The sequence below is a fragment of the Vibrio neonatus genome (genome assembly GCF_024346975.1).
Classification (GTDB): domain Bacteria; phylum Pseudomonadota; class Gammaproteobacteria; order Enterobacterales; family Vibrionaceae; genus Vibrio; species Vibrio neonatus.
Map to the genome: position 1 here is coordinate 219,330 of NZ_AP024885.1, position 24,615 is coordinate 243,944.

General features: G+C 44.8%; 39 protein-coding genes. 34 read left to right on the forward strand and 5 right to left on the reverse strand.

Annotated elements, in window-relative coordinates:
- The first annotated feature begins 170 nt into the window (after window positions 1-170).
- The 32 genes from rpsL to rplQ all read left to right on the forward strand — a co-directional run bounded on the left by rpsL (window position 171) and on the right by rplQ (window position 18,827).
- Window positions 171-545 carry a 30S ribosomal protein S12 gene (gene rpsL / locus OCU38_RS01050; protein ID WP_004399892.1) on the forward strand — a complete coding sequence of 125 codons (375 nt, stop codon included), beginning with the start codon at window positions 171-173 and terminating at the stop codon, window positions 543-545.
- A gap of 114 nt (window positions 546-659) precedes the next feature.
- Complete coding sequence (gene rpsG / locus OCU38_RS01055; RefSeq protein WP_023402463.1) at window positions 660-1,130, forward strand: 30S ribosomal protein S7; 471 nt, start codon at window positions 660-662, stop codon at window positions 1,128-1,130.
- 139 nt (window positions 1,131-1,269) lie between these two features.
- Window positions 1,270-3,363, forward strand: coding sequence for an elongation factor G (gene fusA, locus OCU38_RS01060; RefSeq protein ID WP_261823465.1), 2,094 nt, complete (start codon window positions 1,270-1,272; stop codon window positions 3,361-3,363).
- A gap of 150 nt (window positions 3,364-3,513) precedes the next feature.
- A complete protein-coding gene (gene tuf, locus OCU38_RS01065; RefSeq protein ID WP_023404590.1) occupies window positions 3,514-4,698 on the forward strand; it encodes an elongation factor Tu in 1,185 nt (394 codons plus the stop codon).
- Window positions 4,699-5,176: 478 nt separating this feature from the next.
- Window positions 5,177-5,488, forward strand: coding sequence for a 30S ribosomal protein S10 (gene rpsJ / locus OCU38_RS01070; RefSeq protein ID WP_001181007.1), 312 nt, complete (start codon window positions 5,177-5,179; stop codon window positions 5,486-5,488).
- Window positions 5,489-5,502: 14 nt separating this feature from the next.
- Window positions 5,503-6,132 carry a 50S ribosomal protein L3 gene (rplC, locus tag OCU38_RS01075; RefSeq protein ID WP_021712522.1) on the forward strand — a complete coding sequence of 210 codons (630 nt, stop codon included), beginning with the start codon at window positions 5,503-5,505 and terminating at the stop codon, window positions 6,130-6,132.
- Window positions 6,133-6,148: 16 nt separating this feature from the next.
- A complete protein-coding gene (gene rplD / locus OCU38_RS01080) occupies window positions 6,149-6,751 on the forward strand; it encodes a 50S ribosomal protein L4 (protein ID WP_023402467.1) in 603 nt (200 codons plus the stop codon).
- The gene (gene rplW / locus OCU38_RS01085; RefSeq protein WP_017029101.1) at window positions 6,748-7,050 is read left to right on the forward strand and encodes a 50S ribosomal protein L23; all 303 of its coding nucleotides are present in this window, start codon (window positions 6,748-6,750) and stop codon (window positions 7,048-7,050) included. The genes rplD and rplW overlap by 4 nt, the downstream gene beginning before the upstream one ends.
- A 15-nt stretch (window positions 7,051-7,065) precedes the next feature.
- On the forward strand, window positions 7,066-7,890 hold the full coding sequence (gene rplB / locus OCU38_RS01090) for a 50S ribosomal protein L2 (protein ID WP_261823466.1): 825 nt from the start codon (window positions 7,066-7,068) through the stop codon (window positions 7,888-7,890).
- A 19-nt stretch (window positions 7,891-7,909) separates the two neighbouring features.
- Window positions 7,910-8,188 carry a 30S ribosomal protein S19 gene (rpsS, locus tag OCU38_RS01095; protein ID WP_004736729.1) on the forward strand — a complete coding sequence of 93 codons (279 nt, stop codon included), beginning with the start codon at window positions 7,910-7,912 and terminating at the stop codon, window positions 8,186-8,188.
- 10 nt (window positions 8,189-8,198) lie between these two features.
- Complete coding sequence (gene rplV / locus OCU38_RS01100) at window positions 8,199-8,531, forward strand: 50S ribosomal protein L22 (RefSeq protein WP_021712519.1); 333 nt, start codon at window positions 8,199-8,201, stop codon at window positions 8,529-8,531.
- Window positions 8,532-8,547: 16 nt separating this feature from the next.
- The gene (gene rpsC / locus OCU38_RS01105; protein WP_023402469.1) at window positions 8,548-9,246 is read left to right on the forward strand and encodes a 30S ribosomal protein S3; all 699 of its coding nucleotides are present in this window, start codon (window positions 8,548-8,550) and stop codon (window positions 9,244-9,246) included.
- An 11-nt stretch (window positions 9,247-9,257) separates the two neighbouring features.
- Window positions 9,258-9,668, forward strand: a complete 411-nt coding sequence (gene rplP, locus OCU38_RS01110) for a 50S ribosomal protein L16 (RefSeq protein WP_017029096.1) — start codon at window positions 9,258-9,260, stop codon at window positions 9,666-9,668.
- On the forward strand, window positions 9,668-9,859 hold the full coding sequence (gene rpmC, locus OCU38_RS01115; protein WP_021712518.1) for a 50S ribosomal protein L29: 192 nt from the start codon (window positions 9,668-9,670) through the stop codon (window positions 9,857-9,859). The genes rplP and rpmC overlap by 1 nt, the downstream gene beginning before the upstream one ends.
- Complete coding sequence (gene rpsQ / locus OCU38_RS01120; RefSeq protein WP_023402470.1) at window positions 9,859-10,113, forward strand: 30S ribosomal protein S17; 255 nt, start codon at window positions 9,859-9,861, stop codon at window positions 10,111-10,113. Before rpmC ends, rpsQ begins: the two co-directional genes overlap by 1 nt.
- A gap of 164 nt (window positions 10,114-10,277) precedes the next feature.
- Complete coding sequence (rplN, locus tag OCU38_RS01125) at window positions 10,278-10,649, forward strand: 50S ribosomal protein L14 (protein ID WP_006075569.1); 372 nt, start codon at window positions 10,278-10,280, stop codon at window positions 10,647-10,649.
- 11 nt (window positions 10,650-10,660) lie between these two features.
- Window positions 10,661-10,978 carry a 50S ribosomal protein L24 gene (gene rplX / locus OCU38_RS01130; protein ID WP_023402471.1) on the forward strand — a complete coding sequence of 106 codons (318 nt, stop codon included), beginning with the start codon at window positions 10,661-10,663 and terminating at the stop codon, window positions 10,976-10,978.
- 24 nt (window positions 10,979-11,002) lie between these two features.
- Entirely contained in the window at window positions 11,003-11,542 is a 540-nt protein-coding gene (gene rplE / locus OCU38_RS01135; RefSeq protein WP_021712515.1) for a 50S ribosomal protein L5, read from the forward strand.
- A gap of 17 nt (window positions 11,543-11,559) precedes the next feature.
- Entirely contained in the window at window positions 11,560-11,865 is a 306-nt protein-coding gene (gene rpsN / locus OCU38_RS01140; RefSeq protein ID WP_017029090.1) for a 30S ribosomal protein S14, read from the forward strand.
- Window positions 11,866-11,894: 29 nt separating this feature from the next.
- Window positions 11,895-12,287, forward strand: a complete 393-nt coding sequence (gene rpsH, locus OCU38_RS01145; protein WP_021712514.1) for a 30S ribosomal protein S8 — start codon at window positions 11,895-11,897, stop codon at window positions 12,285-12,287.
- A gap of 10 nt (window positions 12,288-12,297) precedes the next feature.
- Window positions 12,298-12,831 (forward strand): 50S ribosomal protein L6, encoded by a 534-nt coding sequence (gene rplF / locus OCU38_RS01150; RefSeq protein ID WP_261823467.1) that lies wholly within the window; start codon window positions 12,298-12,300, stop codon window positions 12,829-12,831.
- A 9-nt stretch (window positions 12,832-12,840) separates the two neighbouring features.
- Window positions 12,841-13,194, forward strand: coding sequence for a 50S ribosomal protein L18 (gene rplR / locus OCU38_RS01155; RefSeq protein ID WP_021712512.1), 354 nt, complete (start codon window positions 12,841-12,843; stop codon window positions 13,192-13,194).
- A 14-nt stretch (window positions 13,195-13,208) separates the two neighbouring features.
- A complete protein-coding gene (rpsE, locus tag OCU38_RS01160; protein ID WP_021712511.1) occupies window positions 13,209-13,709 on the forward strand; it encodes a 30S ribosomal protein S5 in 501 nt (166 codons plus the stop codon).
- Between the two features lie 5 nt (window positions 13,710-13,714).
- Entirely contained in the window at window positions 13,715-13,891 is a 177-nt protein-coding gene (rpmD, locus tag OCU38_RS01165; protein WP_021712510.1) for a 50S ribosomal protein L30, read from the forward strand.
- A gap of 5 nt (window positions 13,892-13,896) precedes the next feature.
- On the forward strand, window positions 13,897-14,331 hold the full coding sequence (gene rplO / locus OCU38_RS01170) for a 50S ribosomal protein L15 (RefSeq protein ID WP_021712509.1): 435 nt from the start codon (window positions 13,897-13,899) through the stop codon (window positions 14,329-14,331).
- 20 nt (window positions 14,332-14,351) lie between these two features.
- The gene (gene secY / locus OCU38_RS01175) at window positions 14,352-15,686 is read left to right on the forward strand and encodes a preprotein translocase subunit SecY (protein WP_023402474.1); all 1,335 of its coding nucleotides are present in this window, start codon (window positions 14,352-14,354) and stop codon (window positions 15,684-15,686) included.
- Between the two features lie 39 nt (window positions 15,687-15,725).
- The gene (gene rpmJ / locus OCU38_RS01180) at window positions 15,726-15,839 is read left to right on the forward strand and encodes a 50S ribosomal protein L36 (protein ID WP_039969906.1); all 114 of its coding nucleotides are present in this window, start codon (window positions 15,726-15,728) and stop codon (window positions 15,837-15,839) included.
- Window positions 15,840-15,986: 147 nt separating this feature from the next.
- Window positions 15,987-16,343, forward strand: a complete 357-nt coding sequence (gene rpsM, locus OCU38_RS01185; RefSeq protein WP_021712507.1) for a 30S ribosomal protein S13 — start codon at window positions 15,987-15,989, stop codon at window positions 16,341-16,343.
- Window positions 16,344-16,361: 18 nt separating this feature from the next.
- Complete coding sequence (gene rpsK / locus OCU38_RS01190) at window positions 16,362-16,751, forward strand: 30S ribosomal protein S11 (RefSeq protein WP_004398450.1); 390 nt, start codon at window positions 16,362-16,364, stop codon at window positions 16,749-16,751.
- Window positions 16,752-16,782: 31 nt separating this feature from the next.
- Window positions 16,783-17,403, forward strand: coding sequence for a 30S ribosomal protein S4 (gene rpsD, locus OCU38_RS01195; RefSeq protein WP_021712506.1), 621 nt, complete (start codon window positions 16,783-16,785; stop codon window positions 17,401-17,403).
- Window positions 17,404-17,427: 24 nt separating this feature from the next.
- The gene (locus tag OCU38_RS01200) at window positions 17,428-18,420 is read left to right on the forward strand and encodes a DNA-directed RNA polymerase subunit alpha (protein WP_152821487.1); all 993 of its coding nucleotides are present in this window, start codon (window positions 17,428-17,430) and stop codon (window positions 18,418-18,420) included.
- 26 nt (window positions 18,421-18,446) lie between these two features.
- Window positions 18,447-18,827, forward strand: coding sequence for a 50S ribosomal protein L17 (gene rplQ / locus OCU38_RS01205; protein WP_021712504.1), 381 nt, complete (start codon window positions 18,447-18,449; stop codon window positions 18,825-18,827).
- Window positions 18,828-18,926: 99 nt separating this feature from the next.
- Here the strand turns inward: rplQ and OCU38_RS01210 are convergent, their stop codons facing one another.
- The 3 genes from OCU38_RS01210 to OCU38_RS01220 form a co-directional block, all read right to left on the reverse strand.
- Complete coding sequence (locus tag OCU38_RS01210) at window positions 18,927-19,418, reverse strand: DUF2780 domain-containing protein (protein WP_261823468.1); 492 nt, start codon at window positions 19,416-19,418, stop codon at window positions 18,927-18,929.
- 143 nt (window positions 19,419-19,561) lie between these two features.
- On the reverse strand, window positions 19,562-20,830 hold the full coding sequence (locus tag OCU38_RS01215) for an O-acetylhomoserine aminocarboxypropyltransferase/cysteine synthase family protein (protein WP_261823469.1): 1,269 nt from the start codon (window positions 20,828-20,830) through the stop codon (window positions 19,562-19,564).
- A 157-nt stretch (window positions 20,831-20,987) separates the two neighbouring features.
- Window positions 20,988-21,608 (reverse strand): FKBP-type peptidyl-prolyl cis-trans isomerase, encoded by a 621-nt coding sequence (locus OCU38_RS01220; protein WP_039969907.1) that lies wholly within the window; start codon window positions 21,606-21,608, stop codon window positions 20,988-20,990.
- Between the two features lie 287 nt (window positions 21,609-21,895).
- Here OCU38_RS01220 and OCU38_RS01225 point away from each other — a divergent pair, with 287 nt between their 5' ends.
- Window positions 21,896-22,480 (forward strand): LysM-like peptidoglycan-binding domain-containing protein, encoded by a 585-nt coding sequence (locus tag OCU38_RS01225; RefSeq protein WP_261823470.1) that lies wholly within the window; start codon window positions 21,896-21,898, stop codon window positions 22,478-22,480.
- 3 nt (window positions 22,481-22,483) lie between these two features.
- Here the strand turns inward: OCU38_RS01225 and OCU38_RS01230 are convergent, their stop codons facing one another.
- Entirely contained in the window at window positions 22,484-22,939 is a 456-nt protein-coding gene (locus tag OCU38_RS01230) for a GNAT family N-acetyltransferase (RefSeq protein ID WP_261823471.1), read from the reverse strand.
- 239 nt (window positions 22,940-23,178) lie between these two features.
- Here OCU38_RS01230 and cobA point away from each other — a divergent pair, with 239 nt between their 5' ends.
- Window positions 23,179-24,033, forward strand: a complete 855-nt coding sequence (gene cobA, locus OCU38_RS01235; protein ID WP_261823472.1) for a uroporphyrinogen-III C-methyltransferase — start codon at window positions 23,179-23,181, stop codon at window positions 24,031-24,033.
- 90 nt (window positions 24,034-24,123) lie between these two features.
- Here cobA and OCU38_RS01240 read toward each other — a convergent pair whose 3' ends face one another.
- Entirely contained in the window at window positions 24,124-24,615 is a 492-nt protein-coding gene (locus tag OCU38_RS01240; RefSeq protein ID WP_023402482.1) for a DUF3299 domain-containing protein, read from the reverse strand.

The following is a 24,615-nucleotide window of genomic DNA, read 5'->3' on the forward strand; positions in this document are numbered from 1 at the left end:
TAGCGAATATAGTATCGATCTGTCGCGGATCGGCTCAGATGTTAAAAAAGATCTGTATATTTCTTGACACCCCTCCCGTCCCCGAATAGAATTTCGCGTCCCTAATTGCACTAGTGTGATAGGGCTTAGATTTTTCACAAAGCTTATTTTAAGTAATCAGGAGCTAGTTAATGGCAACTATTAACCAGTTGGTACGCAAGCCACGTGCAAAGCAAGTTGTTAAAAGCAACGTGCCTGCACTAGAAGCGTGCCCACAAAAACGTGGTGTATGTACTCGTGTTTACACAACTACACCAAAAAAACCTAACTCAGCACTTCGTAAGGTTTGCCGTGTTCGTCTAACGAACGGCTTTGAAGTGACTTCGTACATCGGCGGTGAAGGTCACAACCTTCAAGAGCACAGTGTTGTTCTTATCCGTGGCGGTCGTGTTAAAGACCTTCCTGGTGTACGTTACCACACTGTTCGTGGTGCACTTGACTGTGCAGGCGTAAATGACCGTAAACAAGGTCGTTCTAAGTACGGTGTGAAGCGTCCTAAGTCTTAATGCCCTTCTTGTCATAAAGAAGCGTTAAGTAAGGCCAAACATTAAAATTACATATTAATTTTGAAGAAACTGTAAAGTTTTGGATAACCTGAAGAAGACAACGGAGAAATTCCTATGCCACGTCGTCGCGTTATTGGTCAGCGTAAGATCCTTCCAGATCCTAAGTTCAAATCTGAATTGCTGGCAAAATTCGTTAACATCCTTATGGTTGACGGAAAAAAATCTACTGCAGAAAAAATTGTTTACACTGCACTAGAAGTTATGGCTGAGAAGTCTGGTAAAGACCACTTAGCTGTATTTGAAGAAGCTCTTGAAAATGTTCGCCCAGCGGTAGAAGTTAAATCTCGCCGTGTAGGTGGTTCAACTTACCAAGTACCTGTAGAAGTACGTCCGGTTCGCCGTAACGCACTTGCTATGCGTTGGTTGGTTGAAGCTGCGCGCAAGCGTGGTGAAAAATCTATGGCTCAACGCCTAGCTGCTGAAATGCTAGACGCGTCTGAGAACAAAGGTACTGCGGTTAAGAAACGTGAAGACGTTCACCGCATGGCTGACGCTAACAAAGCGTTTGCTCACTACCGCTGGTAATCCCTCGGTAAGACCTTTAATGCAGCGAGCCTTGCTCGCTGCATTTCTCTATTTTTCAGAAAGGAAAAATAGGGTCTATTCATATTTTAAAAGCCCATATTTTTAAAACATTAATAGTCCCTAATAAGAGGATAGAATCGTGGCTCGTAAAACTCCTATTGAGCGCTACCGTAATATCGGTATCGTAGCTCACGTAGATGCAGGTAAAACAACCACAAGTGAGCGTATTCTATTCTATACCGGTCTCTCTCATAAAATTGGTGAGGTTCATGACGGCGCAGCTATCATGGACTGGATGGAGCAAGAGCAAGAACGTGGTATTACTATCACTTCTGCGGCGACCACCACCTTTTGGCGCGGTATGGAAGCTCAATTCCAAGATCATCGCATCAACATTATCGATACCCCTGGACACGTTGACTTTACTATCGAAGTAGAACGCTCATTGCGTGTACTTGATGGTGCCGTTGTCGTTTTCTGTGGCGCATCGGGTGTTGAGCCTCAATCTGAGACAGTGTGGCGTCAAGCGGATAAGTACCATGTTCCTCGTTTAGTGTTCGTAAACAAAATGGACCGTACAGGCGCTGACTTCCTACGCGTTGTCGATCAAATTGAAGAGCGTCTTGGCGCAACTCCAGTGCCTATCCAATTAAACATTGGTGCTGAAGACGAATTTGCAGGTGTTGTAGACCTGATCAAGATGAAGCGCATCAGCTGGAATGAAGCTGATCAAGGTATGTCTTTCTCTTATGAAGATGTCCCTGCTGATATGCTTGAAACTGCTGAAGAATGGCGTACTAACTTAGTAGAAGCTGCTGCTGAAGCTAACGAAGAGCTGATGGATAAGTACCTTGAAGAAGGTGAGTTAACGGAAGCTGAGATCAAACAAGGTCTACGTATCCGTACTCTTAACAACGAAATTGTACTTGCAACTTGTGGTAGTGCCTTTAAAAACAAAGGTGTACAAGCAGTACTTGATGCAGTTGTTGATTTCTTACCATCACCTGTTGATGTGCCGGCAATTCAAGGTGTTGATGAAAACGAAAATGTTGTTGAGCGTCATGCCGACGACAAAGAACCGTTTTCTGCATTAGCATTTAAGATAGCAACAGACCCGTTTGTAGGTACCTTAACCTTCATGCGCGTTTACTCTGGTGTTGTCAAATCGGCTGGAACAGTCTACAACTCAGTTAAAGAGAAAAAAGAACGTCTTGGTCGAATTGTACAAATGCACTCGAACAAGCGTGAAGAAGTGAAAGAAGTTTACGCAGGTGACATCGCGGCCGTTATCGGCCTAAAAGATGTGACAACAGGTGATACATTGTGCGATCAGAATCACAAGGTGATTCTAGAACGTATGGAATTCCCTGACCCTGTAATTCAAATTGTGGTAGAACCTAGATCTCAAGCAGACCAAGATAAAATGGCCATCGCTTTAGAGAAGCTAGCTGCCGAAGATCCTTCTTTCCACGTGGAAATGGATAACGAAACAGGTCAAACCTTGATCTCTGGTATGGGTGAGCTTCACTTAGATATCATCGTTGACCGTATGAAGCGTGAATTTAACGTTGGTTGTAACGTAGGTAACCCTCAGGTTGCTTACCGCGAAGCAATTCGTGGCAAGACCAAAGTTGAAGGTAAATTTATTCGTCAAGGTGAACGTAACCAGTATGGTCACGTATGGCTTGAGCTTGAGCCATCAGAACCGGGCGAAGGTTTTGTTTTTGTGAACGATATTGTGGACGGTGTAGTTCCTAGCGAATACATCAGTTCGGTATCGAAAGGTATCGAAGAGCAAATGATTAATGGTGTGCTTGCTGGCTATCCTATGCAGGATGTCAAAGCGACCTTAGTTGATGGTTCTTACCATGATGTCGACTCAAGTGAGATAGCGTTTAGAATCGCTGCCTCAATGGCGTTCAGGGAAGGTGCACTTGATGCACAACCAGTTCTCCTTGAACCAATGATGAAAGTTGAAATAACCACGCCAGAAGACTGGATGGGTAGTGTAGTAGGTGACTTAAACCGTCGCCGCGGCATTATTGAAGGCATGGAAGACGGAACTGCAGGACTTAAAGTTGTCCGTGCGCAGGTGCCATTGTCTGTCATGTTTGGCTATTCAACTGACTTACGTTCAGCGACACAAGGCCGTGCTTCTTACTCTATGGAGTTTAGTGAGTACGCTGAAGTGCCGAAGAATGTGGCTGATGCTATTATTGCCGAGCGTGGTTAATCATTTAGGCGCTAAATAGAGCTGATGAATTTTTTAAAATCAGTGCGCCTAAATATTGCGCTAAAGGCGTTTGATGCTTAAAATAGCAAATTCTGGCGCGCCTCGACTATGTTCGGTCGCGGCGAATCATAACTAGGAAGGAACACGATCGTGTCTAAAGAAAAATTTGAACGTACGAAACCGCACGTAAACGTTGGTACTATCGGCCACGTTGACCACGGTAAAACAACTCTAACTGCAGCTATCTGTACTACTCTTTCAAAAGTATACGGTGGTGAAGCTAAAGACTTCGCATCTATCGATAATGCTCCAGAAGAGCGTGAGCGCGGTATCACAATCGCTACTTCTCACGTAGAGTACGATACTCCAGAACGTCACTACGCACACGTAGACTGTCCAGGACACGCCGATTATGTTAAAAACATGATCACTGGTGCTGCTCAAATGGACGGTGGTATCCTAGTTGTTGCTGCAACTGATGGTCCAATGCCTCAAACTCGTGAGCACATCCTACTTGGCCGTCAGGTTGGTATTCCTTACATCATCGTATTCATGAACAAATGTGACATGGTTGATGACGAAGAACTACTTGAACTAGTAGAAATGGAAGTTCGTGAACTTCTTTCTGAGTACGAATACCCAGGAGATGATCTTCCAGTAATCCAAGGTTCTGCACTTGGCGCACTAAACGGCGAGAAGCAGTGGGAAGACAAGATCGTTGAGCTTGCAGAAGCACTAGATTCTTACATTCCACTTCCAGAGCGTGCTGTTGACCAACCGTTCCTACTACCAATTGAAGATGTATTCTCAATTCAAGGTCGTGGTACTGTTGTTACTGGTCGTATCGAGCGTGGTATCCTACGCGTAGGTGACGAAGTAGAAATCGTTGGTATTAAAGAAACAACTCTTACTACTTGTACTGGTGTTGAAATGTTCCGTAAACTGCTTGACGAAGGTCGTGCTGGTGAGAACGTTGGTGCACTACTACGTGGTACTAAGCGTGATGACGTTGAACGTGGCCAAGTACTTGCTGCTAAAGGTTCAATCAACCCACACACTAAATTTGAGTCAGAAGTATACGTTCTTTCAAAAGATGAAGGCGGCCGTCATACTCCTTTCTTCAAAGGTTACCGTCCACAGTTCTACTTCCGTACAACTGACGTAACAGGCGATATCACTCTACCTGAAGGCGTAGAAATGGTAATGCCAGGTGACAACGTTCAAATGACTGTTGAGCTAATCGCTCCAATCGCAATGGACGAAGGTCTACGCTTCGCAATCCGTGAAGGTGGCCGTACTGTTGGTGCTGGTGTTGTTGCTAAGATCTTTGACTAATATTTAGTTAAAATCTTGCACACTTCTTCGTCAGAAGAAACTGCATTTAAAAGGGAAGCTTAGGCTTCCCTTTTTTTTATGCGAAAAATAGAGAAACAAGAAATAGAGAAAACAGTACAGGGAAGGGCGCTTTTTAATGCCAGTTTTTAGTGGCTTTGTGTAAATTACGATTAATTTTCGCGCACCTCTTGCATCCCCCTCTACGATCTGTATAATCCTTCGCACTGACTTAAGTCGGTTGTGAACCAATGAGCACTGAGGAGCTAGGGAAACCTAGGTAACGTATACTCAGCTTATGTTCGCGGTTAATACAATTAATAAACTAGCTTTATGCTATAAGTTAATCGAAAATTAGCTGACAATGCTTCCTGATTTTGGAAGCTACGGTTTCACATAAATCAATCGGCATTCCCTTATTAATTTAAGAGTGAGTGGCGATATTGTTTGTGTATTTAATTATTAATTGGAGCTCTGTCTCATGCAGAACCAACGTATTCGTATCCGCCTTAAAGCTTTCGATTATAAACTAATCGATGCTTCAACTGCGGAAATCGTTGAAACAGCAAAACGTACCGGCGCGCAGGTTCGTGGTCCTATTCCACTACCTACTCGTAAAGAACGTTTCACTGTTCTTATCTCTCCACACGTTAACAAAGACGCGCGTGACCAGTATGAAATTCGTACACACAAGCGTTTGATCGACATCGTAGAACCAACTGACAAGACTGTAGATGCTCTTATGCGTCTAGACCTTGCTGCTGGTGTTGATGTTCAAATCAGCCTAGGTTAAGGGAGATTAGAAGAATGATTGGTCTAGTCGGACGTAAAGTGGGTATGACCCGCGTATTTACCGAAGAAGGCGTTTCTATCCCAGTAACTGTAGTGGAAGTAGAAAACAACCGTGTATCACAAGTTCGTACTCTTGATACTGATGGTTATTCTGCAATCCAGATTACAGCTGGTGCTAAGAAAGCTAACCGCGTTAATAAAGCCGAAGCTGGTCACTTTGCGAAAGCAGGTGTTGAAGCAGGTCGCGGTCTTTGGGAATTCCGTTTAGAAAACGGTGAAGAGTTTGAAGTTGGCGCTGAGCTAAACGTAGAACTTTTCAATGAAGTAAAAAAAGTAGACGTTACTGGTACTTCTAAAGGTAAAGGCTTCCAAGGCGCTGTTAAGCGTTGGAATTTCTCTACTCAAGATATGACTCACGGTAACTCCTTGTCTCACCGCGCACCAGGTTCAATTGGCCAATGTCAAACTCCAGGTCGCGTATTTAAAGGCAAGAAAATGGCTGGTCACATGGGTGCTGAGCGTGTAACGACTCAAAACCTAGAGATCGTACGTGTTGACGCTGAGCGCAATCTGCTTCTTATTAAAGGTGCAGTACCAGGCTCAATCGGCGGCAACGTTATCGTAAAACCAGCTATTAAAGCATAACGTCTAGGAGTAAGTAATGGAATTGATGGTTAAAGGTGCTGATGCACTAACTGTTTCCGAGACTACTTTCGGACGTGACTTCAACGAAGCTCTTGTACACCAAGTAGTTGTTGCTTATGCAGCAGGTGCTCGTCAAGGTACTCGTGCTCAAAAGACTCGTTCTGAAGTATCTGGCGGTGGCGCTAAGCCATGGCGTCAAAAAGGTACTGGCCGTGCACGTGCTGGTACAATTCGTAGCCCAATCTGGCGATCAGGTGGTGTTACTTTTGCTGCGAAACCACAGGATCACAGCCAAAAAGTAAACAAAAAAATGTATCGCGGTGCTATGAAAAGCATTCTTTCTGAGCTTGTACGTCAAGAACGTTTAATCGTTGTTGATAACTTCTCAGTAGAAGCACCAAAAACAAAAGAGCTAGTAGCTAAGCTTAAAGATCTTGAGCTTAACGACGTTCTAATCGTGACTAGTGAAGTAGATGAGAATCTATTCTTAGCTGCTCGTAACCTTTATAAAGTTGACGCACGTGACGTTGCTGGTATTGACCCAGTAAGTCTAATCGCGTTCGACAAGGTTCTAATTACTGCTGATGCAGTGAAGCAAGTTGAGGAGATGCTGGCATGATCACTGAAGAGCGTCTACTAAAAGTTCTACGTGCTCCACATATCTCTGAAAAAGCAACTATGGCTGCAGAGAAAGCGAACACTATCGTTTTCAAAGTAGCAAAAGATGCAACTAAAAAAGAGATCAAAGCAGCTGTAGAAAAGCTATTTGAAGTTGAAGTTAAGTCTGTAAATACTCTTGTTCTTAAGGGTAAGACCAAACGTCAAGGTATGCGTGAAGGCCGTCGTTCAGACGTGAAAAAAGCTTACGTTACCTTGAAAGAAGGTCAAGATCTTGACTTCGTTGGCGGTGCGGAATAACAGGAGTAGTTAAGAATGGCTATTGTTAAATGTAAGCCGACTTCCCCTGGTCGTCGTCACGTAGTTAAAGTTGTTAACGCTGACCTACACAAGGGTAAGCCATACGCTCCACTTCTAGAGAAAAACTCTAAGAATGGTGGTCGTAACAACAACGGTCGTATCACAGTACGTCACATCGGTGGTGGTCACAAACATCATTACCGTGTAGTTGACTTCAAACGTACTAAAGATGGTGTTCCAGCGAAAGTTGAGCGTCTAGAATACGATCCAAACCGTAGCGCAAACATTGCTCTAGTTCTGTACGCAGACGGTGAGCGTCGCTACATTATCGCACCAAAAGGTATTTCAGCTGGAGATTCAATCCAGTCTGGTGTTGATGCGCCAATCAAAGCAGGTAACACTCTGCCGATGCGCAACATCCCAGTAGGTTCAACTGTACACTGTGTTGAACTTAAGCCTGGTAAAGGTGCACAAATTGCTCGTTCTGCAGGTGCATACGCACAAATCATCGCTCGCGATGGTGCATATGTAACTCTACGCCTACGTTCAGGTGAAATGCGCAAAGTTCTTTCTGAAGGTCGTGCAACGATCGGTGAAGTTGGTAACTCTGAGCACATGCTACGTGAACTAGGTAAAGCTGGTGCTTCACGCTGGCGCGGCGTACGTCCAACCGTACGTGGTGTTGTAATGAACCCGGTAGATCACCCACACGGTGGTGGTGAAGGTCGTACTTCTGGTGGTCGTCACCCAGTATCACCTTGGGGTCAGCCTACTAAAGGCTTTAAGACTCGTAAGAACAAGCGCACTGACAAGTACATCGTACGTCGTCGTAACAAGTAATCTATAAAGAGGAATCGCCATGCCACGTTCTCTCAAGAAAGGTCCTTTTATTGACCTGCACTTGCTGAAGAAGGTAGAGAAAGCGGTGGAAAGCGGAGACAAAAAGCCTATTAAGACTTGGTCCCGTCGTTCAATGATCATCCCAACAATGATTGGTTTGACCATCGCTGTCCATAATGGTCGTCAGCACGTACCAGTATTCGTAACCGAAGAAATGATCGGTCACAAACTGGGCGAATTTGCGCCAACTCGTACTTATCGCGGCCATGCTGCAGATAAGAAAGCTAAGAAGAAATAAGGAGTAGATGATGGAAGCTTTAGCTAAACATAACTTTGCTCGTATTTCTCCACAGAAAGCGCGCCTTGTAGCGGACCAAATCCGCGGCAAGAATGTTGATCAAGCACTAGAAATCCTAACTTTCAGCAACAAAAAAGCTGCTGTACTAGTTAAGAAAGTTCTTGAATCAGCAATCGCGAACGCTGAGCATAACGAAGGTGCAGATATCGACGATCTAAATGTCGCTAAAATCTTCGTAGATGAAGGTCCTATCATGAAGCGTATTATGCCTCGTGCTAAAGGCCGTGCCGACCGTATCTTGAAGCGTTCTTGCCACATCACAATTGTTGTTGCAGACGCTTAAGACTAGGAGATAAGCAATGGGTCAGAAAGTACATCCTAATGGTATTCGTCTTGGCATCGTTAAGCCTTGGAATGCTACATGGTTTGCTAATACCAAAGATTTCGCTGACAACCTAGACGGCGACTTCAAGGTACGTCAGTTCCTTACTAAGGAACTTTCAAAAGCGTCTCTTTCACGTATCGTTATCGAACGTCCAGCTAAGAGCATCCGTGTGACTATTCACACTGCTCGTCCTGGCGTTGTTATCGGTAAGAAAGGTGAAGACGTTGAGAAGCTACGCACAGCTGTAGCTAAAATCGCAGGTGTACCAGCGCAAATTAACATCGCTGAAGTACGTAAGCCTGAGCTAGATGGTCAATTAGTGGCTGATAGCATCGCGTCTCAGCTAGAGCGTCGTGTTATGTTCCGTCGTGCTATGAAGCGCGCGGTACAAAACGCAATGCGTCTTGGCGCTAAAGGTATCAAAGTAGAAGTAAGCGGCCGTCTTGGCGGTGCTGAAATCGCGCGTACTGAATGGTACCGTGAAGGCCGTGTGCCACTACATACCCTTCGTGCTGACATCGATTACGCAACTTCTTCGGCTCACACCCAATACGGTGTGATCGGCATTAAAGTCTGGATCTTCAAAGGTGAAATCCTAGGCGGAATGCCAGCTGCTAACGCAGTAGAGCCAAAGGCTGACAAGCCTAAGAAGCAGCGTAAAGGCCGTAAGTAAGGAGTCGACAGATGCTACAACCTAAACGTACTAAGTTCCGTAAGGTTCAGACTGGTCGTAACCGTGGCCTAGCTAAAGGTACTGAAGTAAGCTTCGGCGAATTCGGTCTTAAAGCTGTTGGTCGTGGACGTATTACTGCTCGTCAAATCGAAGCGGCACGTCGTGCTATGACACGTCATGTTAAACGTCAAGGTCAAATTTGGATTCGTATCTTCCCAGACAAACCGATTACTGAAAAACCTCTTGAAGTTCGTCAAGGTAAAGGTAAAGGTAACGTTGAGTACTGGGTTGCTCAAATCCAACCTGGCAAGGTTATGTACGAAATGAATGGCGTACCTGAAGAGTTGGCACGTGAAGCGTTCCGCCTAGCGGCACGTAAACTGCCTATCAAAACAACATTTGTAACTAAGCAGGTGATGTAATGAAAGCACAAGAGCTACGTGAAAAGAGCGTTGAAGAACTTAACGCTGAGCTATTGAATTTGCTACGTGAACAGTTCAACTTGCGCATGCAAGCTGCGACTGGTCAACTACAGCAAACACATACTCTTAAAGCTGTACGTCGTGATATCGCACGTGTTAAAACCATATTGACTGAGAAGGCAGGCGCATAATGAGCGACAAAATCCGTACTTCACTTGGTCGTATCGTAAGTGACAAAGGCGATAAGTCTATTGTTGTTGCTATCGAGCGCATGGTTAAACACCCTATTTACGGCAAGTTCGTAAAGCGCACGACTAAGATCCACGCACATGATGAAAACAACGAGTGTAGCCTAGGCGATACCGTTGAAATTCAAGAGTGTCGTCCACTGTCTAAGACTAAATCTTGGACTTTGGTAAAAGTTGTAAAAAAAGCGAAAGTTTAATTTTCGTTAGTTTTTAACAACTTAAAGCGGCTTCCAGGATTTTTTGGGAGCCGCTTATTTTTTGCCTACCCAATTGGGTAAAAGGGTGTTACAATTCGCATCCCTTTAAAGAGGCAGCCCGACCCGAGAGGGTCTAGTTTTTAATATTTAGCGGAGCACTAACAATGATCCAAATGCAAAGTACACTTGACGCTGCAGATAACTCTGGCGCGCGCAAGGTAATGTGTATTAAGGTTCTGGGTGGCTCACACCGTCGTTATGCACATATCGGTGACATCATTAAAGTTACAGTGAAGGAAGCAATTCCTCGCGGTAAAGTTAAAAAAGGTGATGTACTGAAGGCGGTTGTTGTGCGCACTCGTAAAGGCGTACGTCGTCCAGACGGTTCTGTCATTCGCTTCGACCGTAATGCTTGTGTATTGTTGAACGACACTACTGAGCAACCAGTCGGCACTCGTATCTTTGGCCCAGTGACTCGTGAACTTCGTAATGCGAAATTCATGAAAATTGTTTCACTGGCTCCAGAAGTACTATAAGGAGCAGTAAAATGGCAGCTAAAATCCGTCGTGATGACGAAGTAATCGTTCTTGCTGGTAAAGATAAAGGCAAGAAAGGTAAAGTAACTAAGGTTCTGACAACTGGTAAAGTTATCGTTGAAGGTATCAACCTTGTTAAGAAACATCAGAAGCCTGTACCGGCTATGAATGTTCAAGGTGGTATCGTAGAGCAAGAAGCAGCAATTGATGCTTCAAACATTGCAGTCTACAACGCAGCTACAGGTAAAGCAGACCGTATCGGTTTCCGTTTCGAAGATGGCAAGAAGGTTCGCTTCTTCAAGTCTAACGGCGAAACCGTTTCTAACTAAGAATAGAGTAATTTGGAGTGAACTATGGCGAAACTGCATGATTACTACAAGTCGTCTGTAGTCGCTGAACTTACCAAAGAGTTCAGCTACACAAGCGTCATGCAAGTCCCTAGAATCGAAAAGATCACCCTTAATATGGGTGTGGGTGAAGCAATCAACGATAAAAAGCTTCTAGAAAACGCAGCTTCTGATATGGCAACGATCTCTGGTCAAAAGCCACTTATCACTAAAGCGCGTAAATCTGTTGCTGGTTTTAAAATCCGCGAAGGCTACCCAATCGGTTGTAAAGTAACCTTGCGTGGCGAACGTATGTGGGATTTCTTAGAGCGTTTGATTAACATCGCTCTACCACGTGTACGTGACTTCCGTGGTGTTAGCGCTAAGTCTTTTGACGGACGCGGTAACTACAGCATGGGCGTTCGCGAGCAAATCATCTTCCCGGAAATCGACTTTGATAAAGTTGATCGCGTTCGTGGTCTTGATATTACTATCACGACTTCTGCGAGCACCGATGAGGAAGGCCGAGCTCTGCTGGCTGCCTTTAACTTCCCATTCCGTAAGTAAGGTGAAGGGTTACTGTTATGGCTAAACAATCTATGAAAGCACGCGAAACTAAACGTGCTAAGCTAGTAGCAAAATTCGCTGAAAAGCGTCGTGCGCTTAAAATCACTATCAGTGATGTTAACGCATCTGAAGAAGAGCGTTGGGATGCAGTTCTTAAACTACAATCTCTACCACGTGATTCAAGTGCATCTCGTCAGCGTAACCGTTGCAACCAAACTGGTCGTCCACACGGTTACCTACGTAAGTTCGGTCTTAGCCGTATTAAGGTTCGTGAAGCTTGCATGAAAGGCGAGATTCCGGGTCTTCGTAAGGCTAGCTGGTAATTGCCACTTAATCATTTGGAGTAAATCGTATGAGCATGCAAGATCCGATTTCGGATATGCTGACCCGCATTCGTAACGGTCAGTCAGCAAATAAAGTTGCTGTAAAAATGCCTTCTTCAAAGCTTAAAGTTGCAATCGCTACTTTGCTAAAAAACGAAGGTTACATCACAGACTTCGCTGTTGAAAGCGGAGCAAAACCAGAGCTAGAAGTTACTCTTAAGTACTTCCAAGCAAAACCAGTAATCGAGCAAATCCAACGTGTTTCTCGTCCAGGTCTGCGCGTCTATAAAAATAAAGACAGCCTTCCTTCAGTGATGGGTGGTTTGGGTATTGCTGTAGTGTCCACTTCCAAAGGTCTTATGTCTGACCGCGCCGCTCGCAAAGCGGGTCTTGGTGGTGAGATCATCTGCTACGTAGCTTAAGGAGTAGAATATGTCTCGTGTTGCTAAAGCACCTGTCGCTATTCCAGCTGGAGTAGAGGTGAAGATTAATGGTCAAGAAGTTACTGTGAAAGGCCCTAAGGGTGAACTTTCTAGCGTTTTCAATAACGCAGTAGTAATTTCTCAGGAAGAAAACAACCTAACTTTCGGTCCACGTGAAGGTGTAGCTGGTGCTTGGGCACAAGCTGGTACTGCGCGTGCACTTGTAAACAACATGGTTGTTGGTGTTACTGAAGGCTTTACTAAGAAACTGGTTCTTAAGGGTGTTGGTTACCGTGCTGCTATCAAAGGCAACGCTGTAAACTTGACTCTAGGTTTCTCTCACCCAGTTGAGCACGAAGTGCCAGCGGGTATTAAAGCCGAATGTCCTAGCCAAACTGAAATTGTTCTAACTGGTGCTGATAAGCAACTAGTTGGTCAAACAGCGGCTAACATTCGTTCTTACCGTGAGCCTGAGCCTTATAAAGGTAAAGGTGTTCGTTACGCAGATGAATATGTGCGTACCAAAGAAGCTAAGAAGAAGTAAGGTAACACTATGGATAAGAAAGCATCTCGCATCCGTCGTGCTACACGTGCACGTCGTAAGATTGCTGAACTTCGTGTGAACCGTCTAGTAGTACACCGTACTCCTCGTCATGTGTATGCACAGGTTATTGCACCAAACGGCTCTGAGGTTATCGCAGCTGCTTCTACTGTAGAAAAAGCGATCCGTGAGCAAGTTAAGAACACTGGTAACGTTGACGCTGCTAAAGCTGTAGGTAAAGCTATTGCTGAGCGCGCTATCGAAAAAGGCATTTCAAATGTTGCTTTCGATCGTTCTGGTTTCCAATACCACGGTCGAGTAGCGGCGCTAGCAGATTCTGCTCGCGAAGCTGGTCTGAAATTCTAAGGTAGGGTTGATCGATGGCTAAAGAACAACAACAAGCTTCAGATTTGGCGGAAAAACTAATCGCCGTTAACCGCGTTGCTAAGACGGTTAAAGGTGGTCGAATCTTTAGTTTTACTGCACTAACAGTAGTTGGTGACGGTAACGGTCGCATAGGTTTCGGTTACGGCAAAGCTCGTGAAGTACCTGCTGCGATTCAAAAAGCAATGGAAAAAGCTCGTCGTAACATGGTTACGATCGCGCTTAATGAAGGTACTCTTCACCACGCGGTGAAAGGTCGTCACACTGGCTCTAAAGTATACATGCAGCCAGCTGCGGAAGGTACTGGTATCATCGCCGGCGGTGCGATGCGTGCAGTACTAGAAGTTGTAGGTGTTCGAAACGTACTTGCGAAAGCATACGGTTCAACAAACCCTATCAACGTAGTTCGCGCGACTATTGATGGTTTAAGCGGCATGAAATCTCCAGAGATGATTGCAGCTAAACGTGGTCTAACTGTTGAAAATATTTCGGAGTAAGCACCATGGCAACTATCAAAGTAACTCAAACTAAAAGCTCAATCGGTCGTCTACCTAAGCACAAATTGTGCTTACGTGGTCTAGGCCTTCGTCGCATCAACCATACGGTAGAACTTGAAGACACGCCTGCAATTCGCGGCATGATCAACAAGGTTTACTACATGGTTAAAGTTGAGGAGTAATCAGAATGCGTTTGAATACTCTATCACCGGCTGCAGGTTCTAAGCCTTCTAAGAAGCGCGTAGGCCGTGGTATCGGTTCTGGCCTTGGTAAAACAGGTGGCCGTGGCCACAAAGGTCAAAAGTCACGCTCTGGCGGCAGTGTTCGTCCAGGTTTTGAAGGCGGTCAAATGCCTTTGAAACAGCGTCTACCTAAATTCGGCTTCACTTCTCGTAAGAGCCTAGTGTCTGCTGAAGTTCGTCTAGCTGAGCTAGCGAAAGTAACTGGTGACGTTGTAGACCTAAACAGCCTTAAAGCTGCTAACGTAATCACTAAGAACATCGAATTTGTAAAAGTTGTTCTTTCTGGTGAAATTAACAAAGCTGTGACTGTTAAAGGTCTTCGCGTAACTAAAGGCGCTAAAGCTGCTATTGAAGCTGCCGGCGGTAAAATCGAAGAATAATCTTCGAGGGAAAGGTACAGATGGCTAAAAAACCAGGACAAGATTTTAGTAGTGCAAAAAGTGGCGTATCGGAATTGAAAACACGCCTTTTATTCGTAATAGGTGCCTTGTTGGTGTTTCGTGCGGGTTCTTTTGTGCCGATCCCTGGTATTGACGCGGCTGTACTTGCCCAACTGTTAGACCAGCAACAAGGTACCATCGTTGAAATGTTCAACATGTTCTCCGGTGGTGCACTTTCGCGTGCATCTATCTTGGCCCTTGGTATCATGCCGTATATTTCGGCATCGATTGTGGTCCAATTGCTAACTGTTGTTCATCCTGCTTTAGCTGAGCTAAAGAAAGAGGGTGAAGCTGGCCGTCGTAAGATAAGCCAGTACACACGTTACGGCACGCTCGTACTTGCAACATTCCAAGCTATAGGTATAGCAACAGGCTTACCGAATATGGTCGACAATCTGGTTGTTATCAACCAAACCATGTTCACCCTGATTGCAACCGTAAGTTTAGTAACCGGCACCATGTTCTTAATGTGGTTAGGTGAACAAATTACAGAGCGCGGAATTGGTAACGGTATTTCGTTAATCATCTTTGCAGGTATTGTTGCAGGATTGCCTAAAGCAATCGGGTCTACAATTGAGCAGGCGCGTCAAGGTGAATTGCACGTGCTTCTTCTACTGTTAATCGCAGTAATTGCATTTGCTGTTATCTACTTTGTTGTATTCATGGAACGTGGTCAACGTCGTATCGTCGTTAACTACGCCAAACGTCAACAAGGTCGTAAGGTATATGCAGCGCAGAGTTCACACCTACCATTGAAAATAAACATGGCTGGTGTAATCCCTGCAATTTTCGCATCAAGTATTATTTTGTTCCCAGGAACATTAGCACAGTGGTTCGGTCAGAACGGCGAAAGTGCGACATTCGGTTGGTTAACTGATGTGTCACTAGCATTAAGCCCAGGTCAGCCGCTATATGTTATGCTTTATGCGTCAGCGATTATCTTTTTCTGTTTCTTCTACACGGCGTTGGTATTCAACCCGCGTGAGACAGCAGATAACTTGAAGAAGTCTGGTGCTTTCGTACCCGGCATCCGCCCAGGAGAGCAGACAGCTAGATACATCGATAAAGTAATGACTAGACTAACCCTTGCAGGTGCTCTATATATTACCTTTATCTGTCTGATTCCCGAATTCATGATGGTCATGTGGAACGTACGTTTCTACTTTGGCGGCACATCACTACTAATCGTAGTTGTTGTAATCATGGATTTCATGGCACAGGTACAGACTCATCTGATGTCACAACAGTATGATTCTGTGTTGAAGAAAGCAAATCTGAAGGGTTATGGCCGTTAATTCGGTTGTAGTTCCAGATTTCATTTACGGAGTTTAGCAATGAAAGTTCGTGCTTCCGTTAAAAAAATCTGCCGTAACTGTAAGATCATCAAGCGCAACGGTGTTGTGCGTGTGATCTGCAGTGAGCCAAAGCATAAACAACGCCAAGGCTAATTAGCAGAAGTTTTTACTTGAAAAACTGGGTAGGTTCGAGTATATTACTCGGCCTACCTTTTGCGTGCAAAAGAAGTAGTATGCCGCAGCGTATCCTAGACGGGCTCTGCTGCGGATAATTCTTTACATAAGTACTAGGAGTGAATAGTGGCCCGTATAGCAGGCATTAACATTCCTGATCATAAGCATGCTGTGATTGCATTAACTGCAATCTTCGGCATCGGTAAGACTCGTTCTCAAGCTATTTTAGCTGAAGTGGGTATTGCTGAAAATGTTAAGATCAGTGAACTAACTGAAGATCAGATCAATCAACTGCGTGATGGTGTAGCTAAATACACTGTAGAAGGTGATCTACGCCGTGAAGTATCGATGAACATCAAGCGTCTTATGGACCTTGGCTGTTACCGCGGTCTTCGTCATCGTCGCAGTCTACCACTACGTGGACAGCGTACTAAAACCAACGCTCGCACCCGTAAGGGTCCGCGTAAGCCGATCAAGAAATAGTCGGAAGGGTAGAGTACAATGGCAAAACAACCAACTCGCGCACGTAAACGCGTTCGCAAGCAAGTAGCTGATGGCGTAGCGCACATTCATGCTTCTTTCAACAACACAATCGTGACCATCACTGACCGTCAAGGTAACGCACTAGCTTGGGCTACTGCAGGTGGTTCAGGTTTCCGTGGTTCTCGTAAGTCAACTCCGTTCGCAGCTCAGGTTGCAGCAGAGCGCGCTGGCGAAATGGCTAAAGAATATGGCCTAAAGAACTTGGAAGTTATGGTTAAGGGCCCTGGTCCAGGTCGTGAGTCAACTATCCGTGCATTAAACGCTGCTGGATACCGCATCACTAACATCGTTGATGCAACTCCGATCCCTCATAACGGTTGTCGTCCACCTAAGAAACGTCGCGTTTAAGTTTCGTTTCTAGGAATATTGGAGAAAGAACATGGCTAGATATTTGGGTCCTAAGCTGAAGCTTAGCCGTCGTGAAGGTACTGACTTATTCCTTAAGTCTGGTGTCCGCGCGATCGATACCAAGTGTAAAATTGATAACGCACCAGGTGTACACGGCGCTCGTCGCGGTCGTCTATCTGAATATGGCGTTCAGCTTCGTGAGAAGCAAAAAGTTCGTCGTATCTACGGCGTTTTAGAAAAACAATTCCGTAACTACTACAAAGAAGCTGCTCGCCTTAAAGGCAACACAGGTGAAAACCTACTTCAGCTTCTAGAAGGTCGTCTAGATAACGTAGTTTACCGTATGGGCTTTGGTGCAACTCGCGCAGAAGCACGTCAACTAGTTAGCCACAAAGCTATCCTAGTTAACGGTAAAGTTGTTAACGTTCCTTCATTCAAAGTAGCGGCAAATGACGTTGTTTCAATTCGTGAGAAAGCTAAAACGCAATCTCGCATTAAGGCTGCTCTAGAAGTTGCTGAACAACGTGAAAAGTCAATTTGGATTGAAGTAGATGGCAGCAAAATGGAAGGCACATTCAAACGTTTACCAGAACGTTCTGATCTGTCTGCTGACATCAACGAACACCTGATCGTCGAACTTTACTCTAAGTAAGGTTTAAACTAAAGAGAGGACACAATGCAGGGTTCTGTAACAGAATTTCTTAAGCCACGTCTTGTTGATATCGAACAGATCAATACGACACACGCAAAAGTAACTCTTGAGCCATTAGAGCGTGGTTTTGGCCATACTCTTGGTAATGCACTTCGCCGTATTCTTTTATCTTCTATGCCGGGTTGTGCCGTAACAGAAGTTGAGATTGAAGGTGTGCTACACGAATACAGCACTAAAGAAGGCGTTCAAGAAGACATTCTTGAAATCCTACTGAACCTTAAAGGTTTGGCTGTACGCGTAGCGGAAGGCAAAGATGACGTGTTTATTACACTGAACAAATCAGGCTCAGGCCCTGTGGTTGCAGGTGACATCACCCACGATGGTGATGTAGAGATCGCTAACCCAGAGCACGTTATTTGTCATCTAACCGATGACAACGCTGATATCGCTATGCGTATCAAAGTTGAACGTGGTCGTGGTTATGTTCCAGCTTCATCTCGCATCCATACTGAAGAAGATGAGCGCCCAATCGGTCGTCTACTTGTTGACGCAACTTACAGCCCAGTAGACAAAATTGCCTACGCTGTAGAAGCGGCACGTGTAGAACAACGTACTGACTTGGATAAGCTTGTTATCGATATGGAAACGAATGGCACTCTTGAGCCAGAAGAGGCAATCCGTCGTGCAGCAACTATACTTGCTGAACAATTGGATGCTTTCGTAGATCTTCGCGATGTACGTGTTCAAGAACCAATCGAAGAGAAGCCGGAGTTCGATCCTATCCTACTTCGTCCTGTAGACGATCTTGAGCTAACAGTTCGCTCTGCAAACTGTCTAAAAGCAGAAGCGATTCACTACATCGGTGATCTTGTTCAGCGTACTGAAGTAGAGCTTCTTAAAACCCCTAACCTTGGTAAGAAATCACTTACTGAGATTAAGGACGTGCTTGCTTCTCGCGGCTTGTCTCTAGGCATGCGCCTAGAAAACTGGCCACCAGCGTCAATCGCTGAAGATTAACCGATATTAGTTAGAAGGATTAGGTCATGCGCCATCGTAAGAGTGGTCGTCAACTCAACCGCAACAGCTCACATCGCAAAGCGATGTTCAGCAATATGGCTAGCTCTCTTGTACGTCATGAAGTTATCAAGACTACATTGCCAAAAGCAAAAGAGCTACGTCGCGTAGTTGAGCCTTTGATTACATTAGCTAAGACTGACAGTGTTGCTAACCGTCGTCTTGCATTTGCTCGCACTCGTGATAACGAAGTTGTGGCAAAACTATTTAACGAACTAGGTCCACGTTTTGCTGCCCGTCAAGGCGGTTACACTCGTATCCTAAAAGCTGGTTTCCGTACTGGCGATAAAGCACCAATGGCATTCATTGAGCTTGTAGATCGTCCAGTTGCTGAAGAAGCTGCTGAGTAATAGTTCAGTTAGAACTAAAAAGCCGAGCATTTATGCTCGGCTTTTTTGTATCTGCTATTTAGCGATTCGATAAATTTTACCTTCACGCTGCTTTATCAACTATCCCCATAAACTCGATAACGAACCTAATAAGCCACTACTGGCACCTTCAGAAGTCAGATATTGCAAAATAACCGGTGCAAACTGAGACACTAACGAAGGATCAAGTCCTAAACTTTCAAAAGTGCTTTTTACCGAGTCCATATTAGTGATCATTGAGGTCAACCCAGTAGATCCTGTAAAGCTACTTAGCCCCGGAATAAGTGAGCTTAATTCACTGGCATTATCATCAGATAGCTGAGTTTGAGCCAAGGATAATAGTGCGCCTGCACCACCTGCCGCTTGTGTCGGTGTGACATCCAGTTGGCTACTTAGTAGATCGGTGAGTGGTGTACTTTGCGCTGAGTTTAGCTGCTGAGAAATTTGTCCAGTAAGTGCAGACATGTCAGTTGTCTTATCTTCATCGTCATCTGAGCCAAAGCCAAAGTATGCATAACTTGGCGTACTTAGCACCAAAGCGCCGATTAAGGTTGATACAGCTATTCCCTTCATTTCCAATCCCTCTTAATTTAAAGTTCTTCATACTGATATGAATTGCTTTAAGTCTAGGAAAGGATTGATAGCTTTGCTTGGAACTGGCAATAAAAAACGGCGCCTAAGCGCCGTCATATTATTAATTGAAAACCAATTCGCAGTTATTGATTTAATGCTTGCTCAAGATCGGCAATGATATCATCTATGTGCTCAATGCCTACCGACAAGCGAATCATCTCAGGCGCTACACCTGCATTCTTCTGCTCTTGCTCAGTTAATTGGCGGTGAGTGGTGGAAGCCGGATGACAGGCTAATGACTTAGCATCACCAATGTTTACTAAGCGTTTGAATATTTGCAGCGCATCATAAAACTTCACCCCAGCTTCGTAGCCGTCTTTTAAGCCAAACGAAAGGATGCTAGATGGCTTACCTTGCATATATTTTTGGGCAAGGTCGTAGAAAGGCGAGTCAGGTAGGCCTGCATAGCTCACCCAACTTACTTTTGGATGGTTTTGTAAGTAGGTAGCCACCTTAATCGCATTCTCACAGTGACGCTCCATACGCAGTGATAAGGTTTCTAGACCTTGCATCAACATAAAGGCATTCATCGGTGATAGTGCAGAACCGGTATTACGCAAAGGTACAGTGCGTGCGCGGCCAATGAATGCAGCTTCACCAAAGGCTTCGGCATACACTACGCCGTGGTAAGAAGGCTCTGGCTGATTTAATACCGCGAAGCGTTCTTTGTGCTCTGCCCAAGGGAATTTACCTGAGTCGATGATCATGCCACCTAAAGTTGTGCCATGTCCGCCTACATACTTAGTCAGTGAGTGCACTACGATATCAGCGCCATATTGGATTGGCTTACAGACCGCGGGTGTGGCAACGGTATTATCCACAATAACAGGTACACCTTTGGCGTGTGCGGCAGTGGCGATGCCTTCGATGTCCACAATATTACCAGCAGGGTTACCGATAGATTCGCAGTATACCGCTTTAGTTTTGTCATCAATTAATGCTGCTAGTGTCTCAGGCTTATCGTCAGCGGCAAATTTTACTTGAATACCTAGGCTTGGGAACATGTGAGCAAACAGGGTGTAAGTGCCGCCATATAGCTGAGGCGTCGAAACAATGTTGTCACCCGCTTGCGCTAGGGTTAGCACCGCATAGTGGATTGCAGAACTGCCCGCACTTACCGCTAGACCTGCAATACCGCCTTCAAGAGCTGCCATACGCTTTTCTAATACATCATTGGTTGGGTTCATGATACGAGTGTAGATATTACCAGGAACGGCTAAATCAAATAAATCAGCGCCATGTTGAGCATCGTCAAATTCATAGGCGACAGTTTGATAGATTGGAGTGGCACATGATTTAGTGGTTGGGTCCGTTTCATAGCCATGATGTATTGCAAGAGTTTCGTCTTTCATTGGTTCTTCCTGTCCTTGTGAGCGAAATTAGAATTAAGATGCCATGTTTTACTATGGGTTCGCAAGGGCAGAGATAACAAGTTTTCCAGATAATACAGATATAAAAAAAGGCTTTCTCCGAAGAAAAAGCCTTTATAAAACAATAGCTATGCGAGAATTACAGGATATCCAGTAGTTCTACTTCAAATACTAGAGCTGCGAACGGAGGGATTGCCGCGCCAGCGCCACGCTCACCGTATGCAAGATCTTGTGGGATGTATAGTTTCCACTTAGAACCAACAGGCATTAGTTGCAGTGCTTCAACCCAACCTTTGATAACGCCAGTTACAGGGAACTCAGCTGGTTGACCGCGAGATACAGAGCTGTCAAATACAGTTCCGTCAGTTAGCTCACCGTGGTAGTGAACACGTACTTGTGCTTCAGATGTTGGAACTTCACCAGTACCTTCAGTTAGTACTTCGTATTGAAGACCAGACTCAAGAACAGTCACTTCTGAACGAAGAGCGTTGTCCGCTAGGAATGCTTCGCCATCAGCAGCAGCAACTTTAGCTTGTTCAGCACGTGCAGCTTCTACGCGAGTGTGAAGTTCTTGAAGAGCGTTGTTGATTTCATCAACTTCGATTGCTGGCATGCCGCCAGTCAATGCTGTTGCGATACCTGCCGCGATTGCGTCAACGTTTAGGCCTTCAAGACCACTGCCAGCCAGTTGCTGACCCATTTGTAGACCGATACCGTAGCTAGCTTTTTGCTCTACAGTTTCTAATTGAACTTCAGACATAGTTGTCTCTCTCAGTTTTTGATATAAAGGCGCAAGCATACCAGTTCTGATTGAAGTTGAAAATTGTTGCTAAGGTTTGATATTCGATAGCGGTCAAATAATGTATAAAAATTAAACCTAGAGCTAGATTTTTAATTCAAATCGCTTAATTACACCTTCTAGTTGCTCAAATTAGTGCTCATTTACAGTTAATTGCGTTTAATTATCTTTCACTGAGACCGAGGGTGTGTTCATTACACTGTTTTTTTTATATCCTGATAGAAATGGATAAGTCGGAGTGATATAGGATGAATCGACGTACCCGCTCTAAGACACATACAGAAATGTTGACAGAAAAGTGGAACCAAATAGAGTGGATGGCGCTACCTTCAAAGATAAAACAAGGGGTTATGGCATTCCCTAAGTGGCATCGACGTGCGCTAATGATACTGATACCTGTCACTTTAATACTCATTATTATGCCAGAGCCTAAAGTGTCGGTTGATAAAGACGTCAGCACGCCAACCAATCAAAGGGTTTCTGTGCCTATCAATACTCGTGGTTTAAGTGAGCAAGGTAGCAACACTGTGATTGCTACTGGGTCTGAAACTAGCAGCCAAGATTCAACAGCTGAGCAGTGGATTGAGTACAAAGTAAAGTCTGGGGATACGTTAGCGAATGTGTTTCGCAAAAATAATCTCTCCATGACCGACTTAAACGCTCTAGCTAAAATTGAAGGCATTGATAAACCACTGAGCCAAATCAAGCAAGGTCAGCTCGTTCGTTTCAAACGCGATGTGAATGGCCGTTTAGATATTTTGCAGTTAGAGAGCAGCAACGACTCAGTAATGTTTTTCCGCCTTTCTAATGGTGGATTTGGTCGTAGCAAGTAACAGTTATACCGCCTTTCGGCGCATGTCGATATGCGGAATACCGTCTTCGAGATAAGGTTTTGAGAATGCCTCAAAACCATGTCTTTGGTAAAACGCTTGCAAATGCGCTTGTGCACCAATTTCAATGGCCTGATCTGGCCATAGCCTCTGACACTCAGCCACCGCTCTCTCCATCAACTGATGACCTAGATTAAGTTTTCGCGCCGCCGCGCTGACCACTACACGCCCAATGCTTACCGCAGGATATGAAATCCCAGCCGGAATTAAGCGGGCTACTGCAACTACTTCATGGTCTTGTAAAGCGATTAAATGCTTAACCCCTTGCGCATGATCTTTATTATCCAACTCAGGATAAGCACAATCTTGTTCGACAACGAAGACGTCCACTCGCAGTTTAATAATTTGATAAAGAAGGTGATTGTCGATTTCATCGAATGCGAGTAGTTGCCAATCGAGCATGAGCGGGAGTACCAGTTAACGATTAATAAAGAAGAATAGGTTAGCACAACTAAACTTTGCTGTACTGACCCTTGTACATCAGTCGCTAGGATCTGAAGTGGAACCACTAATAACCCTTAATTTGCAAAGGGTATTGTGCGTTTTTAAGTCGATTAAGGAATAACAGATACAAATATAGAATTTCCAGTTATAAACTGTACACGGCATAATCATTTCACTCTTATAGCAAGGATGTGATTATGCTCGACACTGTTGTTCCTATTAGCCCTCGCACTGCGATTGATTCAAAGCTGCCTTATACCGCACTACAACCCGGACAAGTGGCACTTGTTGGCGCAGGACCGGGTGATCCTGAGCTTTTGACCATCAAAGCATTGAACATGCTAAGACAAGCAGAAGTGATTCTGTATGACTACCTAGTGTCGGATGAGATTTTATCTTTGGTGTCAGCCGATGCGATTTTGGTTTGTGTGGGCAAACGAGCAGGAGCGCACAGCGTCCCTCAGCATAAAACCAATCAGCTGTTAGTTGATTTTGCTAAGCAAGGTTATCGAGTAGTAAGAATTAAAGGTGGCGATCCCTTCATATTTGGTCGTGGCGCAGAAGAACTGGAAGTACTGGTGGATAATGGAGTTAGCTTTCAAGTTATCCCAGGTATTACCGCAGCATCTGGTGCGACGGCGTATGCTGGAATACCGCTGACACATCGAGATTATGCTCAGACGGCAATGTTTGTGACGGGGCATTTAAAAGATGAAGACTCGACAGTGGATTGGTCGACCTTAGCACGTAAAAATCAAACTCTGGTTATTTATATGGGCTTAATGAAGTCGAGCATTATCGAGCAGCAACTCACCCAGTATGGACGCGCGGCTGACACACCGATAGCGATTATTGAGCGCGGAACTCAAGCGGCGCAAAAGGTCATTTATGGCAATCTATCGCAATTGAGTGAGCTATCTAAACACGCAGCATCTCCGGCCTTAATCGTAGTAGGAGAAGTGGTTGCTTTAGGTAAAAAATTGGCGTGGTTTGATACCGATGGCGTGCAAACAGAGCATGCTCACGCGAACGCTCAAGTAAAAGTAAAGTAAACTAAACAAAAAAAGCCATACATAGATCCTCTATGTATGGCTCGTCTTTCATTTTAGTCTTTCCGTTTATAGCGCTGTTACATTGATAACTTAGTCATCATACGGTTCTAGCGATGTCCCGTTTAGCAGGTAGCCAGTTTCGGCCAGTTCATGCTCAACGGTTTGCGCTTTTAGCTCACCAACCACATACACTACATCCCACAATTCTTGTACTGGCGCACCACTTGGGAACTTCACATAGATGATTTGGTTTGGTGGCGGTGGCGGAACGTGAATACAAGCACCAAAGTAAGGAACTAAAAGAAACTCAGTCACGTTATTAGCGTCGCCTTCCAGTGGAATAACAAAGCCCGGGATTTTTACTTGGCTGCCATCAAGTTCGGTACGAACAGAACCAATTTTAGCTTGCGGTGCTGCGCCACCATCATGTGATGAAGGCATCGGCATTTGTTGTTGATCAAATTGGGCGCGTTCACTTTCAGGAATCAGATCAATCCAATTCAGCTCCAGTGGTTCAGCGTGGGCTAACAGTGATGACAGGGTTAGTGCCAACATAAAAAAACATTGTGTAAGCTTTTTCAT